16 protein-coding genes are annotated in these 14,957 nt (G+C 56.3%); 4 read left to right on the top strand and 12 right to left on the bottom strand.

Annotation, left to right across the window (positions count from 1 at the left end):
* Positions 1-5: 5 nt before the first annotated feature.
* A complete protein-coding gene (locus tag ACZM8Y_RS08600) occupies positions 6-407 on the bottom strand; it encodes a hypothetical protein (protein ID WP_302552281.1) in 402 nt (133 codons plus the stop codon).
* A 43-nt stretch (positions 408-450) separates the two neighbouring features.
* On the opposite strand from ACZM8Y_RS08600, the gene ACZM8Y_RS08595 reads away from it, so the two are divergent.
* Positions 451-819: a hypothetical protein gene (locus ACZM8Y_RS08595; RefSeq protein ID WP_482331670.1), complete on the top strand. Its 369-nt coding sequence runs from the start codon at positions 451-453 to the stop codon at positions 817-819.
* Here the strand turns inward: ACZM8Y_RS08595 and ACZM8Y_RS08590 are convergent.
* The 11 genes from ACZM8Y_RS08590 to ACZM8Y_RS08540 form a co-directional block, all read right to left on the bottom strand.
* On the bottom strand, positions 816-2,729 hold the full coding sequence (locus tag ACZM8Y_RS08590) for a DNA polymerase (protein WP_482331668.1): 1,914 nt from the start codon (positions 2,727-2,729) through the stop codon (positions 816-818). The genes ACZM8Y_RS08595 and ACZM8Y_RS08590 overlap by 4 nt on opposite strands.
* Entirely contained in the window at positions 2,674-3,486 is an 813-nt protein-coding gene (locus ACZM8Y_RS08585) for a BRO-N domain-containing protein (RefSeq protein WP_482331666.1), read from the bottom strand. Before ACZM8Y_RS08585 ends, ACZM8Y_RS08590 begins: the two co-directional genes overlap by 56 nt.
* A gap of 10 nt (positions 3,487-3,496) precedes the next feature.
* A complete protein-coding gene (locus ACZM8Y_RS08580; protein WP_482331664.1) occupies positions 3,497-3,871 on the bottom strand; it encodes a hypothetical protein in 375 nt (124 codons plus the stop codon).
* A gap of 1 nt (position 3,872) precedes the next feature.
* Positions 3,873-5,648 carry a DnaB-like helicase C-terminal domain-containing protein gene (locus ACZM8Y_RS08575; protein WP_489501705.1) on the bottom strand — a complete coding sequence of 592 codons (1,776 nt, stop codon included), beginning with the start codon at positions 5,646-5,648 and terminating at the stop codon, positions 3,873-3,875.
* Positions 5,617-6,123 carry a PDDEXK family nuclease gene (locus ACZM8Y_RS08570; RefSeq protein ID WP_302554544.1) on the bottom strand — a complete coding sequence of 169 codons (507 nt, stop codon included), beginning with the start codon at positions 6,121-6,123 and terminating at the stop codon, positions 5,617-5,619. The genes ACZM8Y_RS08575 and ACZM8Y_RS08570 overlap by 32 nt, the downstream gene beginning before the upstream one ends.
* Entirely contained in the window at positions 6,104-6,787 is a 684-nt protein-coding gene (locus ACZM8Y_RS08565; RefSeq protein ID WP_482331657.1) for a hypothetical protein, read from the bottom strand. Before ACZM8Y_RS08565 ends, ACZM8Y_RS08570 begins: the two co-directional genes overlap by 20 nt.
* Positions 6,788-6,800: 13 nt before the next feature.
* A complete protein-coding gene (locus ACZM8Y_RS08560; RefSeq protein WP_302554546.1) occupies positions 6,801-7,046 on the bottom strand; it encodes a hypothetical protein in 246 nt (81 codons plus the stop codon).
* Between the two features lie 224 nt (positions 7,047-7,270).
* Positions 7,271-7,561: a DNA-directed RNA polymerase gene (locus ACZM8Y_RS08555; protein ID WP_482331654.1), complete on the bottom strand. Its 291-nt coding sequence runs from the start codon at positions 7,559-7,561 to the stop codon at positions 7,271-7,273.
* Between the two features lie 26 nt (positions 7,562-7,587).
* Positions 7,588-9,915: a DNA-directed RNA polymerase gene (locus ACZM8Y_RS08550; protein WP_482331652.1), complete on the bottom strand. Its 2,328-nt coding sequence runs from the start codon at positions 9,913-9,915 to the stop codon at positions 7,588-7,590.
* 444 nt (positions 9,916-10,359) lie between these two features.
* Positions 10,360-11,136, bottom strand: coding sequence for a hypothetical protein (locus tag ACZM8Y_RS08545; RefSeq protein WP_482331650.1), 777 nt, complete (start codon positions 11,134-11,136; stop codon positions 10,360-10,362).
* Between the two features lie 752 nt (positions 11,137-11,888).
* A complete protein-coding gene (locus tag ACZM8Y_RS08540; RefSeq protein ID WP_489501704.1) occupies positions 11,889-12,128 on the bottom strand; it encodes a hypothetical protein in 240 nt (79 codons plus the stop codon).
* Between the two features lie 400 nt (positions 12,129-12,528).
* Here ACZM8Y_RS08540 and ACZM8Y_RS08535 point away from each other — a divergent pair, with 400 nt between their 5' ends.
* From ACZM8Y_RS08535 to ACZM8Y_RS08525, 3 genes are all read left to right on the top strand, one after another.
* The gene (locus ACZM8Y_RS08535) at positions 12,529-12,861 is read left to right on the top strand and encodes a hypothetical protein (RefSeq protein ID WP_482331648.1); all 333 of its coding nucleotides are present in this window, start codon (positions 12,529-12,531) and stop codon (positions 12,859-12,861) included.
* A 268-nt stretch (positions 12,862-13,129) separates the two neighbouring features.
* On the top strand, positions 13,130-13,606 hold the full coding sequence (locus tag ACZM8Y_RS08530; RefSeq protein ID WP_482331646.1) for a tyrosine-type recombinase/integrase: 477 nt from the start codon (positions 13,130-13,132) through the stop codon (positions 13,604-13,606).
* A 632-nt stretch (positions 13,607-14,238) separates the two neighbouring features.
* On the top strand, positions 14,239-14,403 hold the full coding sequence (locus ACZM8Y_RS08525; protein WP_482334078.1) for a hypothetical protein: 165 nt from the start codon (positions 14,239-14,241) through the stop codon (positions 14,401-14,403).
* Positions 14,404-14,957 lie beyond the last annotated feature (554 nt).

The raw sequence follows: 14,957 nt of genomic DNA, 5'->3' as shown, positions 1-14,957 counted from the left end.
GAGGGTTACGCGAAGCGGCTGAGGTCGAGGGCCACCGCGCCGTTTTCTTCCGGTTCCCACAGCACGGGTTCGCGCTGTTTTTCGGGGCGCGGCATGTCTTCGGGAAGGTTCTGGGCCGAGACGACCACGCAGCCCGCGCCGGGAAAGCCCGCACGCTTGCGTACCGTGCGCAGGTGTTCCTTCTGCCCGGCGGAAGGCGGCGCGACAAGGAGCTTCTTGGCTTCCGCGCTGTAGGCGAGTAGAATCTTGGAGCCGACGCCGAGGGCTTCATGTTCGGCAAGGAAGGCCGGGGAAAAGATGAGGGACAAATCGCCGCGCTTGGAAAAGCCGATGGTGATGTCGGCGTGGGCGCGGGGGGCCGTGGCGATGCGGGTGACGGGGAGGAGGGAATAAGTGGTGTTGGACATATAAGTATCCTTTAGTGTATATAGAAAGAAAAAAGGGGAAGTCATGAAAGGTTTACAGACGATAGGAACATCAAAGGGGAAACCTAGTTTATTTTTTTATAGAAGAATACTTGGAGGTATCGAAATATTTGATGAAAAGATGGAACATAGTCAATACATAGAAAATAAGCACTGGAATACTCTTCTACGCAAACTCGCTAAGAAGGGGGAATCATTTTCTCTCTCTCAAGAGAGAGGTTCTTTATATCGAATATTAAAAAATATATCCGATAAAAATAAATTGAAATGGAGTACATGGGAAATGTCACGTATTGCTGCTATCCTTGAGCATGAAGGATCTATTGACTTTTATTCTGGAGTAAAAGGCCCTATCCTTTTAGTTAAAGACTGTGCCCCTATAGAAAGAAACTAATGTGTTTCAGCCCAATTCGCCCCGACCTTGTATTCCCCGGTCGTCGGGCACCGCATCCCGAAATGACGCCCCGCAAGCTCGATGGATTCCACAAAGAGTTTGCCGAGGGCGTCGGCTTTTTCCGGGGCGGTGTTGAACTGAGCCTCGTCGTGGACGTGTAATACCTGCACATAGTCCTCTCCCAACTTGAATCCCCGCCGTTGCGCTTCCTTATGGAAGATGACCGTGGCGAGTTTCATGAGCACGGCCCCGGCGGATTGCAGGAGCGTGTTCAGGGCCGAGTGGGAAGAGCGGATAGGCAGATGCCGCCCGTCGATGCCGATGAGGTAGGGGCGCTTGTTGGGGCCTGTGAGGACGCCCTGCACGTCGTCGATGAGCCGTTTTATGGCGGGCAGTGACCGGAAGAAGCGGGCCTTGAGCGCCCGTCCCCGTTTGGTCTGGACGGCGGAAGAGGCGAGGGGTGCGACGATGGAGCCGAGCTTTTCATCCCCGGCCCCGTAGAGGAAGGCGTAGATGAACGTCTTCGCGTTGTCGCGGGTTTCGAGCCCCGCCGCGTGCTGGTTGGCTGTGTGGATGTCGCCTTCGAGCAGCACCTTGGCGTAGGCCCCGCCGTCGTAGGCCGCGAGGTAGTGGGCCAGCATCCGCAGTTCAAGCCCGCTGGCGTCGGCCCCGACCATGACCTGACCGGGCGGCGCGGCGAACAGGGCGCGGCAGTGTTTCCCGTACTGGCCCCGTGCCGGGATCTGCGCGAGGTTTGGGGAGTTGTGGGTGCAGCGCCCGGTGACGGCCCCGTTGGTGATGACCTTGCCGTGGATGCGCCCGTCCGGGCCGACCAGCTTGAGCCAGCCGTTTTTCCCTTCCGCCAGCATCCCGATGATCTTCAAGAGTTCGAGGTAGTCCACGAGCGGCTTGCATTCGGGGAAAGGAAGGCTGGCGAGCACATCCTCATCCACCTTGGGCTGCCCCGTGTCCGTGAACTCGGAAGGCTTCCAGCCGTGCTTCTCCATGAGGCGGTCGGCTATCTGCTGCCGTGAGGCCGGGTTGAAGGGTTCGTATCTGACTTTGGTGAACGGGACGCCTTTGACGTAGCCCCGTGCCCGGTTGTTGGCCTTGGGGATGAAGATTTCCTCGATTCGTTTGGGCGGGAAAACCTCCTGCAAGGCGGTGGCGGCATCGTTCCGCTTTGCCGCGAGTTCCGCGTACAGGGACTGCGCCGCCCGCTCGTCGAACCACACGCCCGCCCGTTCCTGATGGAAGATGACGGTCTGGAATGCGTGCTCAAGGGCGAGGGCTTCGGGGCTGTAACGCTGGTTGAGGATGTGGCGGTACAGGGCTTCGAGGACTGCGACATCCTGTTCGCAATACCGCTGCATGGCTTCCGACCAGCGATCCCATGCGTTTTCGGTCGTCTTGCCGTAGTCGCCCTTCATGACGCCGAGCCGTTGGCCCCATGCGTCGAGGCTGTGGCTGCCCGTGAGTTTGGGCGGGAAACGGCAGGATTTCTTGCGGAGCGCGGTGAAGTCGAGATCCTTGAGGTTGGGCCAGATGAGCCGGGAGGCGGTCAGGGTATCAAAAAGGGGTGGAAAAGTTACCCTTGGATAGAGCTTTCGGATTGCCGGGGCGTCGAAGCACAGGCCGTTGTGCGCCACGAGGAGCGGGGCCGCCGAGAGCAGCGTGAGGCCGTCTTCGATCTCCCCCGGCCCAAACGAAAAGGACTCCCCGGTAAGGAAGTCCTTCGCGCAGAGGCAATGGATGGTGGAGGTTTCGTCAAGAAGCCCGTCCGTTTCGATGTCGAAGAGCAGGGCGGGCGTTTCCGGGGCGGGAACCCATGACCAATCGAAGCCGGGGTAGGGCTCACGCTTGCGGGGCGCTGGCATGGCGATACTTCCGCAGGAGCGAGGGGATTTCATCAAGCTGTTTCCTGAACAGGGCGATGACGTCCTTGTGGTACAGGCCCACGGACTCGTGCAGGCTGTCGGGGGCGGCCTTCACCATGTAGTTTCCGGTCAGGGAGAGCCGTTTGAGGTACTTGCCGATCTGCGAGTAGGTGCCGCCTTTGGTCAGGTCGAAGATCTCCGGGAGCCATTTGATGCCCTTTACGGCGAGGTAATCCCCCGCAAGGCCGAGCTGCGCTTCAAGGGCCTTGGCGCGGCGTGCGGCGGAAGCGGCGGTCGCCATCGCGGTCGCCTCGCGCCTGCTGCCGATCCACGCTTTGGTGCGCACGGCCTCGTCGCGTTCGGCTTCGACGCGCCTGATGGTGTCCTGCGCGATGAGCACGGCGCGGGCGAGGATGGTTTCCGGCGTGTCGTCGGGCTTCGTTGCCAGATACCCGCCCGTCTTGCGGATGGCGGGAAGGATGTCGTGCGTCACCCACCGCTTGAACGCCTTGGCTTCCGGCTTGCGGGAACGGAGGATGAGGGAATACAGGCCGGGTTCGGATATCACATTCATTTGATGAGAAATTCCGGCTCTTGGATTACCCTCAGGATTGCTGAGGGTAATCTTTTCGTCTTCGTCGAGTCCCCGCAATGCCTCTGAAATATTTCCCAGACCGAGACATCCACATACGTCCTTCGCCACAAACCACGGTTCGCCCTGTGCGTCCTTTCTGAGGACGCGAAGGGAACCAAAAACATCATGCTGGAAAACCTGAATCTGCGCTTTCATATCAAAACTCCTATCCGTTCATTTTCTTTTCAAAATCCGCAATGACCTTCATGATGTCCGCCGCGTCGCCAAGCATGATCGCGTCGATGGCCTTGGCGATTTCCTTTTCCGTTTTTTCGGAGAAGGCCCTGAGTTTTTTCTCATCGTATTCGGCCTTGTTTTCAAAAGCCGAAAAGTCGAAGCAGTTGCGTATGTCGTAGGTTGAGAGGTCAGGGCGTAGGGGAACCGCCCCGGCGTAAACGAGTTCCCGTTTTTCGGCATCCGTCAGCTTGCGTTCCTCGCGGAGAAGGCAGGAGCGTTCCTTGTAGACGTTTACTTTTTTCGTGCCTGCCTCACGGATGCGGGACACGGCGTAGTTGCGCTGTTCCTTGGTTACGGCCGCCATATCAAAACTCCTTTTCTTGTTGTTCTCTGGTGTTGCCGCTGTCCTCCCACGGCGGGGGCGGGGACTGTGGAGAGGCTGCGGGCGTCCCTTCCTTCTGGAATCCGTAGGCCGCCCCGCCCATGCCGCCGCCATCGCCGCAGGGCAGGAGCCGCCCTGTTTCCCGGTCGTACCTGACCGTGCCCGCCAGCCCGGTGATGCCGAGGGGACGGTTTTTCAGGACGCGGACGGTCGCCGTGTCCGGTTCGTCGCCCTGCTGGTCGCGTTCGAGGCTGACCACCACGTCCGACACCTGTTCGAGGCTGCCGGAGCCGCGCAGATCCGTGAGGCTGACCGGGCGGCCCTCGTTGTAGCTTTTGCCCTTGTCGGGGCGTTTCAGGTGGACGACCGCCAGCACGAGGATGCCCGTCTCTTCGATGAGGGAGCGCAGCCGGGTCATGAGCTTGTCGATGACCTTGCGTTCGGACTCGCCTTCGCTCTCGTCGAGGCCCGACACCACGATGGAGATGTGGTCGAGCACGATGGCCTTGCAGCCGAGGCCCACCGCGAGGTAGCGCAGCTTCGACAGGAGCGTGTCGATGTCGGATGATCCGAAGTGGTCGTAGATGTACCATTTCCCGTTGCCCATCACGGCGTCGAAGGCGGCTTTCAGGTCGGCTTCGGGCACGCTTGCGTGGGCGGCGGGCAGGTGCAGGGGCTTGTTGAGGCGGATGCCGAGGTAGCGGCGGGCGTTGCGGGCGGGGTTTTCTTCAAGGGCCATGACGCCGAGCGTGAGCCCGTGCGCCATCATGAGGTGGTAGGCGATTTCGTTGACGATGGTGGACTTGCCGATGCCCGATCCCGCCGTGAACAGCACGAGTTCGCCGAGGCGCACCCCGCCGAGCTTGGCGTTCAGGCCCGGATAGGGGATGTCGTAGCCCGCTGGCGGGGGCTTCCTGATGTCGTCCCACAGTTCGGCACCGGATCGGATGCCGTCGGGACGATAGGGAACCGCGCCCCACAGGGCGTCGATGAGCTCCTTGCCCTTGCCCGCCACGAGGCAGTCGTTGGCGTCCTTCATCGGGAGGCGGGCGATCTTGGCCTTGCCCGGACTGAGCAGGAGGGCGCATTCCCTGGCGGCCTTCTGTCCCGGTTCGTCCATGTCGAAGGCGAAGACCACCTCGTCGAACGATTCCAGCCATTCGAGGCTGGCCCGGATGTATTTTGCCCCGGAGCTGGAGCCGTTGGGCAGGCTGACCACGGGCCATTTGTTGCCTTGAAGCTGGCTGATGGAGAGGCAGTCGATTTCGCCTTCGGTGACGATGGCCTTCCTGCCGCCCCGCCGCCAGAGGTTCTGCCCGAACAGCGCGGCCTTGGATGCGGATCCGCGCCAGCGGAACTCCTTGCCCTCGAAGCGCAGGTGTTGGGCCACGAGGACGCCTTCATGGTCGTAGAGCGGGGCGGCGTGGCAGTATTTGTCCCCAACCTTGCCGATGCCGTACCCGAAGTGCTCGCATGTTTCCTGCGTGATGCCCCGCGCTTTCAGGGGCATGAACGTTACCGGGACGGGATCGAACGGAACGGGGCCTTTCTGCCTGTCCATGCGCCCAGAACCTCCTTGAGCGGTTTCGTAGTAGCCGCACGCATGGCAGTAGCCGTGCCCGTCGCTGTAGCGTGCGAGGTTGTCGCCGTTCCGGTCGCCGCCGTTCCGCCTGCATTGCGGGCAGGGCTCGTGATGGGAGAATGTGCTGTCTTCATGGGAGTGCCGCTCACTGCTTTTGTCGTTTTTTCTGCTGTTCATGGGGTGTTGTTCCCGTTGCCGCCGCGAACGCCCGCCTGCTCCTGACGCCGGGCCTGTGTTTCAGCCAGCCGTCGGGAACCGTCGGCCCTTTGCACCACGGGAAGCCGTTCTTCTCGCACCAGTCCGCCTGCGTGACGGTCTTTGTGAGTTTCGCGTTGGGCGTCTGGAGCACGAAGCGGATGTCGAGATGGGGGTACTGCTGCCTGATGAGCAGCATCTTGTCCCGGTCGGCCTTGCCGAGTTCGCCTTTGGCTTCGATGAGGATGCACTGGCCGGGCAATATCCAGTCGGGCGTGTAGGTCGCCGTCGTGGTGACGGAATACGGCAGGCGGGCCGATTCATAGGCCGCCCCCGTACCTTCGAGGGATGCCGCGATGTCGGCCTCGAACTGGCTGCGGTAGCCCGTGCGCCGCCTGACCTCGTTCCAGCGGGCGTATTGCGCGGCCCGGCTTCTGCTAGAACTGCGGAACGTCATCGGCGGTTTCCGCCATGTCCGGGGAAGCGGCTGCGTCCGTGCCGTCGGACGTGAACCCGCCTTCTTCCGCGCCGAAGCCGTAGTCGGCGGCGGATCGTTCGCCGGAAGCGTTCAGTTTGATGATCTGCACGGCGTTCAGGTAGAGCGAGAGGCCGCCCATGCCCTGACCTTCGACGAAGTAGGGCGCACAGCAGAAGGCGACGCGGATGACGGAGCCGTTGCCGGGTTCGTCGGGCAGCTTGACGGGCTGCTGCATGGAGTCGAACAGGGGGACTTTGCGCTGGACTTTGACGCCCTGACGGTTTTCGTAGAACGCGCCCGTCTTGAAGCGGAAAAGCCTGCGCCCCGTGGGGTTGCCCTCGCGGTCGTATTCTTCCGGGCCGACCTCGTTGAACTTGACCTCGCCGAACTTCTTTTTGGTCTGCGGCTTCAAGCCGTCGAACTTTTCTTCGGCCTCGGCGCGGGCGGCGTCGACCTCGTGGGCGATGAGATCGTCGAGCTTTGCGGCGGCGTCGGCGTCAAGGGCCAGCGTGACGTTGAAGCTGCCCTTTTCGTCGGGGTACTGCTCCGTGCCGTAGTCCACGTTGACGAGGTGGGCGAACAGGGACTCGCCCTTGGGGGTGGCGTAGGTGGTGCGCTTCTTCTTTTCAGGGGTCGTTGCCATGTGGTGTGCTCCTCTAAAGGATTTCGTTGTTGATGAAGTCGTCCACCGCCCGGAATTCGGGGCGGCGGCCTTCGCCGTCGTTCATGCAGTTCCGGGCCATGCCCATGAGGTCGGGCACGGGGAGGCCCGCCGACTCCGCAGCCATGAGGAAGGCGCAGGTCAGGCCCATCAGACGCGCCCCTTTGAGGGGGGAATGCTGGACGGCGTCGGCCACGGACATGGTTGCGCGGGCCGCTTCTTTCAGGGGGACGCTGCCCATGAGGTCGCGGAGGGCGGCGGGGATGGGCTGGCGGCTGGTGATGTGTTGGTGTCGCTTTTCGATGGCGGGGCTCCTTGTTGTTGACGGGTGGACATGAGGGGAAGAGGGGAGGGAACACCCCCTCCAGACCCTTGCGGCGGGGACGGGTGGATGGGGGTGCTCTCTCCGTAGGTAGGACTTAATTCCAACTAGGTTTTGATATTGTATAATAGTTTTTCTGATATTCAGGCGAAAAAGAAGGGGGAATGGAGGACTTCGCCGACTTCCAGTTCGCCTGTGGTCGGCAGGACGGGAAGGTCGGGAAGTTCCGCCAGCATCGGCTCAGGCACGGAGGCGAGAACTTCGTTTTTCCACTGTTCGAGCAGGTTGACGCCCTCGCCCCCGAACATTTCCACGAACGTTCGGCGCAAGGTGGCGGCAAGGGCTACGGAGTCGGCGGCGTGCGTACCGTAGCTGTCGTGGATCATGGCAAAATGGTTGATATGTTGTGCGAGGCATCCGTTGACGGTCTTCATGAGGGCCGCCGCGTCGAGGCTGTGTACTAATTAGGGGAGATGGCGGATTTCTGTTTGGGTTTGTTTATGTTGTTGGTAGGCTCACTGATCGAGGGTTTGATGATTTTATCCCCTATTTGTGTTCTGATCTGCCGCTCTTTCATTTCCATATATTTCTGTACAACCGGGAATCCGGCTGGTGTCGTCCACTTGATGGGCAGGTTTAGCTTGTTCATCACGCCCGCCATGTCTTGCAGGTACTTCATGGCGTCCCGCGCCGCGATGACGGTTTCGCCTATCGCGTCCCACACATGCGTTGAGAGGTAGAAGGAGAGGCCCCGGATCGAAACCTCTTCGGGAAGCTGCGGGCAGCCGTTGCGGATCTTGTCCTTGACCCATTCTTCGCTGTACTCCCGGCAGGATTCCTTGGTGCCGCCGTAGGGGAGCACCATCACCTGCCGTTTGGTGGTTTTGCGGTTGATGTCCATGTCGAGCAGGATCGCCGCGCTTTTTGCGGGGTTGTAGAACGCCTTGCCTTCCTTGGTCGTGATCATGGCGTCCTTGGCGGGATCCGCTGCGTCGGCCTTGAGCTTGCCGATCACCTTGTCGGCCACGATCTGGTAGATGTCCTGCGGCCTGTCGGCGGGCAGGAGGTTCACGGCAGCGCCGCCCACCTTGTCCCGCAGGATGAGCGAGAAGATTTGCAGCCCGTTGCAGGTGCCGTCCATCGCCACGGGGATGCGGCTCACGAAGTCCAGCCCCTCCCGGACGTAGCCCGCCCATTCGAGGCAGAAGGCGAGGAAGCAGAACGGCTCGTCCGCCTCATGCCACCATGTATGGCTGAATGGGTCTTCCGCGCATTCGAGGATTTCCCGCTGGTGTTGGAGCACCCACGAGTGGCGGTCGTCGAGGCTCACCTTGTCGTTGCCGAAGCAGTTGGAGCCGTGGATTGCCAGCCAGCGCACGGCCTGCATGGTGCCGAGCGGTTTGCCCTCCGCGAACCGGAGCAGCCCTTTGGCGAGATCCGTACCCTGCGGGGTGAGGTAGGACGGCACGGCGTAGATGCGGCCCCGGAAGTCGAGCTGGTAGGGAAAGAAAAAGCGCGGCTCGTTTTTGAACCGCGCTGCCATCGTGAGCGTCTTGGCGACCCCGATGCGTTGCCCGAACAGGCTGATGTTGAGCTCCCGGATGCGGAACGCCTCCTTTTTCCACTCGTTGAAGGCTTCCAAAGGCAGGGCGTCGAGGCAGGCGTGCCGGATGTGGGCTGCGGCGGTATCCGTGAGGTCGGCCCCGCAGGTCGGGCAGGGCGGCAGGCGGTAGCCGTCACGCGGCGGAAGACCCGCGACGCCCCCGTCGGTTTCGTCCCACAGGCATGAGGCCACCTCGAAGACCGTGGGGTTGATGGACCAGCCCGTATTCTGGAGCGCGTTTACGGCGTTGATCACCGTGTCCATCTCCCCCGCTTGTATCCGTTTGTCGAGGGCTTCAAGGTAGCCGAGGTTCCCCGTCTTCACGAGGGACAGCCGGGGCAGGACATCCGAGTAATAGCCGCCCCCGCCGGCCCCTTCCCACGGTTTCGGCTCAATGAGCGTAGGGAGGTAGTCGGGGTACATCATGGAAGCGTGCTCCTTGTGGCGCTCGACCCACTCCCGGCAGGATGGGGTGGGTTCAAGGATATATACGGATGTTCTGAATGATTTTTTGTCCTGTACCTTCTTGCTCGGCGGGGCCATGACGATCTGGAAGATTCCCGTCGATTCCACGGCAAGCTCGATCAGCTTTTGCCCAAGGTGCAGGCAGTCCGCCTCGGCCCACGGTTCATACTCCACGGTCATGCTTTTCCCGAAAGCGTAGTTCAGCACGGTGCGGCGGTATTTCCGGGCCTTGCTGCCTGCGATGTACCGCTGCGTCATCCGGTAGCGGTCGGGGTCTTGCTCTTTCAACTCCGTCAGCTTCTTCTCCATCTCCACCTCGCGACCGACGAGGATCGACACCCGCTGGTAGGGCATGGACTGGCTGAACGTGTCGAGCACCTTCCGCAGCGCGATGAACGCCACCACCTGCACGTCCATCCCTTCGAGCATACCCACGGCCTTGTGCCGCCGTCCCGCGCCGCCTTGCCTGGCGGACTCCATGAAGGCGCTGATGGCCTGCGCCATCGGCTCAATGCCGCGTTTCAAGAGCATTTTCCCGTAGCTGGTATTCGCTTCCGCATTCCGTTCCGTGTTGCGGGCCACCGTCGTGTAGTAGCGATCCCGGCCCCGGTCGGCCATTTCCTTCTCAAGCTCAAGCTGGCGGGCGAAAAGCGGAGGGAAGGGCAGGCTGTGGGAGGGGGTGCGGTCGGCGTTTTCGGGCGCAAAACGGGTGTCTTTCATAAAATAATCCTTTATTTTAAAGTATTTATGTGTTTCAAAATTTGGGCGCAAAAAAAGGCCCCAAGCGAATGGGCGGATCTGTCCTTGGCAAGTGGGGATGGATGGGGCCGCGTGAGGCCGTAGAAGGGGCTATGAAAAAAGAGGCTTTAAGAAAGATTGAAGGATGTCAGCGGGGGATGATGGGGAAAGGGTGATATGGGGTGGAAAAGGAGGGGCTGGAAAAGAGAAGGAAAAGGACAAAAGAAAAGCCCCCTGAATTTGCATTTACAAGTTGCAAACTGAGGGGGCTTATTCTTAGATGTAAACAGTGTTAGGTTTTATTGTAACCTGTTTATTTTTTTGGTGCCCGGAACGAGGATTGAACTCGTACAGCCATAAGGCCGAGGGATTTTTGTCCGTGTGAGGCAGAAGCCTCCGCCTGCCCGCAGGCTATGGGAGCCAGCCTCAGGCGGTCGTATTTTTCCTGTTTTTTACCGTCCTGCCGATTAGGCCGCCGACCAGTCCGCCGATCACGGCAAACAACAGGATATTGGTCGGAAAAGAGCCGAGATACGAGGCCCAAGGCACGCCTTGCTTGATGCCAAGCTCTTTGAGGATTTTCTGGGCCTGCGTTTTGGCGGCGTCCAGTTGTTGGGCCATGTCCTTGGACGGGTCGAGGATTTGGTATTGATTGATGATGATCACTTTGCCTTGGGCCAGCAGGAAGCTAGAAATAGCGCTCTGTTTGTCCACAGTGCGCTGTCCGTCGGCATCGCTCACCTGATCCACGACCGCCATGAAGGAAAAGCCGGTATCACTGGCATCGAAAACGCCTAAACTGTCAATGGCGCCGATGCCCAAAGCGCCGTCGCTGGCGTTGTTCAGCATATCGTTGGCTTTCTGTCTCAGCACCATTTTCAATTGTTCCTGCGCTTTGATAAAGCCTTTTTTCAGTTCAGCGAAATCCTTGACGCTCAATTCCTTGTCCACAAGCGGGCGCAGGGTGGACAAAAGGAAATAATTCTCTAGACGGTGGTTCACCGGATCCAAAAATTTTTTGTGGCTTTCCTTGTTCACATAGAGGGCCAGAATCTGCACGTTTTTTGGGGAAACCTCGGTTAGGAAGCTGCGCACGCTGATATAAGGCTCCTCGTCGCCAGCCATATAGCCGCCGGGCACATTGTAAGTGATATTTTCATCACCGATGGTCAGCGTTTCGGCTTGCGCGGCCGTGGCGAGCAAAAGGCAGGCGGCAAGCGTAAACAGAATTTTCCTCATATGGTTTCCTTTTCCTACTGTAGAGTGCGTGGGTGCGGCGGGCGTCCCGCTGTTGTTTTTGGCGTCAGCGGTGCAGCGAATCCCGTACCGTAGGGCTGTACGACTGACACGTTATACGCACAAGCATACCTCCAGAACGGCAATACCGTAAAGGTTGCGGCAAGAAAAAGTGTGGATCTTTTGCGTCTCGTCACGATATTCGGGATATACGGATCATCCGAGCCGATGCCGCACAAGATACGGGTGATGAGATTTGGGGAATAGAATAGGAAGAGACAACAGTATTTGTAAAACAAACAGGTGTGGATAAAGGAAATATGTAGCTAGTATGTCACATGACAATTCTACACAGTTTATTGATTATGAAAAATACAATTTTTATTTTATACCGTTTTTATAAGATTCATCACAGCACGTACTGTTACCCATTTCCGTCTTATTATGTAGATAATGTGTTCAATTTAATTACTAAGTGAGGCAATACAGAACCATTTTGCATATATACTCAACCATAAAACCTCGGCTTGGAGATGATGGTGAGCAAAATTGCAACCCTTTTATTCTTGCCTTCGGTCAGAAGACGTTTTGTAGAAAAAAGCAGGGCCAAAAAACGTTATGTCTTCGGAAAATTTTTTGTTCTCAATGGCTGTGCTATAGAAAACGGTTGATGCTTTATTTCTTGAAATTCCAAAGAAATAACCAATAAAATCCTCCAATCATGAAACCCACCAGCGGAAAAAATTGGAAAAAGTATATATTTCAGTATATTGAAGAAATAAAACAACCATGTGCTCTGACAGAGCCTTCTCAATGACTGCGGCAGATTTTTGGAAAGGCTGTGCCACAGGAAATGGCTGATGCTTTATTTCTTGAAATTCCGAAGGAATAATCAATAAAATGCCGGAACCATAGCCCATCAACGGAAAAACTGGAGAAAGGGGGTGTATGTTCACCATACTGCGGAGATGAAACAACCACATCCTATGTCAGGGCCTTTGAGGAAGGACGACTGATGGAGGCTCCCAACAGCAGGTTGATGTTGTTTGGGGGATTCCAAATGGCTAATGCTGAAGCTTCCCTAAGCGTCAGCCAGCGGGAAGATCGTAGAAAAAGGGTGCATATCCGCCATACGGTGAATATGCAGTCAAATGCTGTGTGGATAAAGCGAAGGCACCCACGCTGGACATACTACTCCGATGTGTAAGGGCTCTCTCGGTCATATATTGCCAATATGAAGAGATAAATAATTATTAAATTCAATATATTATAGTCAATATTTTTATCCTGAAAATCTATTTTGGATAAGTTTTGGATAAGCATCTTGCCTTCTTTCGTCGTATCCTCTAACCTACTCATATGAGTAGCGAAACTGAAAGAAAATACATAAAGACCAAGTTCGAGGGCGTCTTTTTCCGCCAGTCCGTCAAGCGCGATCCGCGCACTGGAGAGTACGACAAAAATCTACTGCTTCTGGTACGCAGACCACGATGGCAAAGGCCACTGGAAAACCGTCGGCAGGCACAGCAAGGGCATCCGTCCGGCTACGCCAGAAAGGAGCGGGCAAACTTCCTTGCCGAGTTTGAGGCCACTGGCGTCAACCCCATTGAGCGGGATAAGGTCACCATCGGGGACTTGGTGGATGCCTATCTTGAATGGGACAGGAGCGAAGGGAAATACGTTGACCAGTAAGTACTATAGTCAATATAACGCCCACCTTAAGAGCAAATTCACGCTCTGCCCGTTGTCGAGCTGACCTCGAATTTGCTTTCCAGTCTCAAGGCGCAGCTCCTGAAGACGCCCATCGGGAATACAAAGCCCAAAAAGGCAGTAGGAAAGTCCAACACCAAGGCGCGGAACGGAAAACTCTGGCCGGACAGACCGTGAACAACATCTTTTCGTTCATGCGTTCCGCCATAAACCGTGCTGTCGCTACCGGAATGTGGAGCGGAGTCAACCGTTGTCCACCAAAGGCGGTACTTGGAAAATGGTCAAAGCCAACAATGAAAGACTGTGTTTCCTGACCAGAGAGGAAGCCAAAGCCCTTCTGGACGACCTCGAAAAGCGGCATCCGCAGTTGCATGACATGGCCCTGCTTTCCCTGCGAACCGGACTCCGACCCACAGAAATTTTTAAGCTGCGCGGACAGGATGTGGATGCCAACGCCTGCAGCCTTTATATCATTCAGAAAGGAGGCAAGCGGGTTTTCGGCCGAGTGCCGGAGGACATGGTCAGGATGCTCCAGACGTACAAACGCAAACCTGCGGAACCCATCTTCCAGCAACCCCGCAAGAAAACAGCGTTCACCAAGACCCCGCCTACTTCCAGACTGCCGTCAGAAAGCTCAATCTGGCCCCGAAAGACGGTGATAATCTGTACGCCGTCACCCTGCTACGATGAGACATACCTTCGCATCCTGGCTGGTTCAGCCCGGTGAGGTCTGCTTATGGGGCTGCAAAAGCTCATGCGTCACAAGAACATCACCATGACGATGAGATACGCTTACCTTTCCTCGTGATGTGAGCGTAAATTCAGATATGTTTGTAGCCAACTCTGAAACTATTGTCCGTATGAGTTCGATGCTTCCATGCACACCATATAACTTTCTGACAGTCGCCTGATGTTTATAGACTATTGTGCGCTGAATAGATAATATGCTGGTAATGTCTTTTGGGATGTTTACCCTGGATCATCAGCATGACGATTTGCCATTGTCGCATAGGAAGCCTTTTCATAGCTATAACCTCCGTAAAATCGATATTCGGATATAAGCTGTAGCATGGTTGATTTTCGAGGGGGATTGGTAAGATTATGTAAATTGAAACATTCATGTTCAACAGGATCGTAAACAAGAGAACCTCTGAAATTGGGGAGTTTTCAATAATGTCGAGAAATAGCCCTTTTAAAGTACCTTAAAAAGTGTATGAAAGGGCTATTTTTAATATTTAATCTATTGAATTAATATATTATTTGAAAATAGAATAGTTATGTGACGGATGACCTTCGGGAACGTCATGACGATATTGTCTGGCGTGTCGGCTGTAAAAGGGGGCTTGGTGTTATGTAGCGTTGTTTTTGGGGTTCCAGGACACGCTCGACCACTGGATGACCCTGAGAACGCTGTCCTATACGACCCTGCTTCTGCTTGATCTCGTCAAGACGGAAAATGTACGTGAAAAAGAAGGATTGCCGCCGGTATTTCCCATTGTTGTATACAATGGGGGCAAGGTATGAAAATCGCCTCAGAAAGTGGCGGCTTTGTCCCATGCCGGAGAGGTTGAAGTATTATCATCCCCAACATCGGCATTTTTGCTGGACGAAAGCCGTGTGCCGGGAGAAGAACTGGATAAAAGCGAGGATTGGGTTGCACAGTTTTTGAGAATGGAGTGCGCATAGGAGCCCAAGCTGGTTCGGCGAATAGTCAAGGGGGTGTTACCTTGCTTCATGGGCTGGAATACCTGTTTTTATATCGGTGAAAATAGCAGTAGATTAAATATTTCATATGGTTTTATCTAAAAAATGAGGTATGTATCCGTCCCCTCATTGAGGGGAACCAAAATTTTTTGTGATCACTATCAATATATGCTATTGCTATTCAAATAGCATAACTAACTAGTTTATATTATTGCATTTATGGGAGGGTAGGCTTTAGAATAGCTCACAAGCGGCTCTTTGCCATGATATTTTGAGGGTGTCAACTAAATAATGACGCAATATCTTTCCAGCTTCCATTGACATGGAATCTGGCAAAAAGTGCCATTGTCAGGTCTACCATTTCAAGAGTTTTA

It is taken from the genome of Bilophila sp., from assembly GCF_057864385.1.
This window is presented reverse-complemented; position numbering and strand designations above follow the sequence as displayed.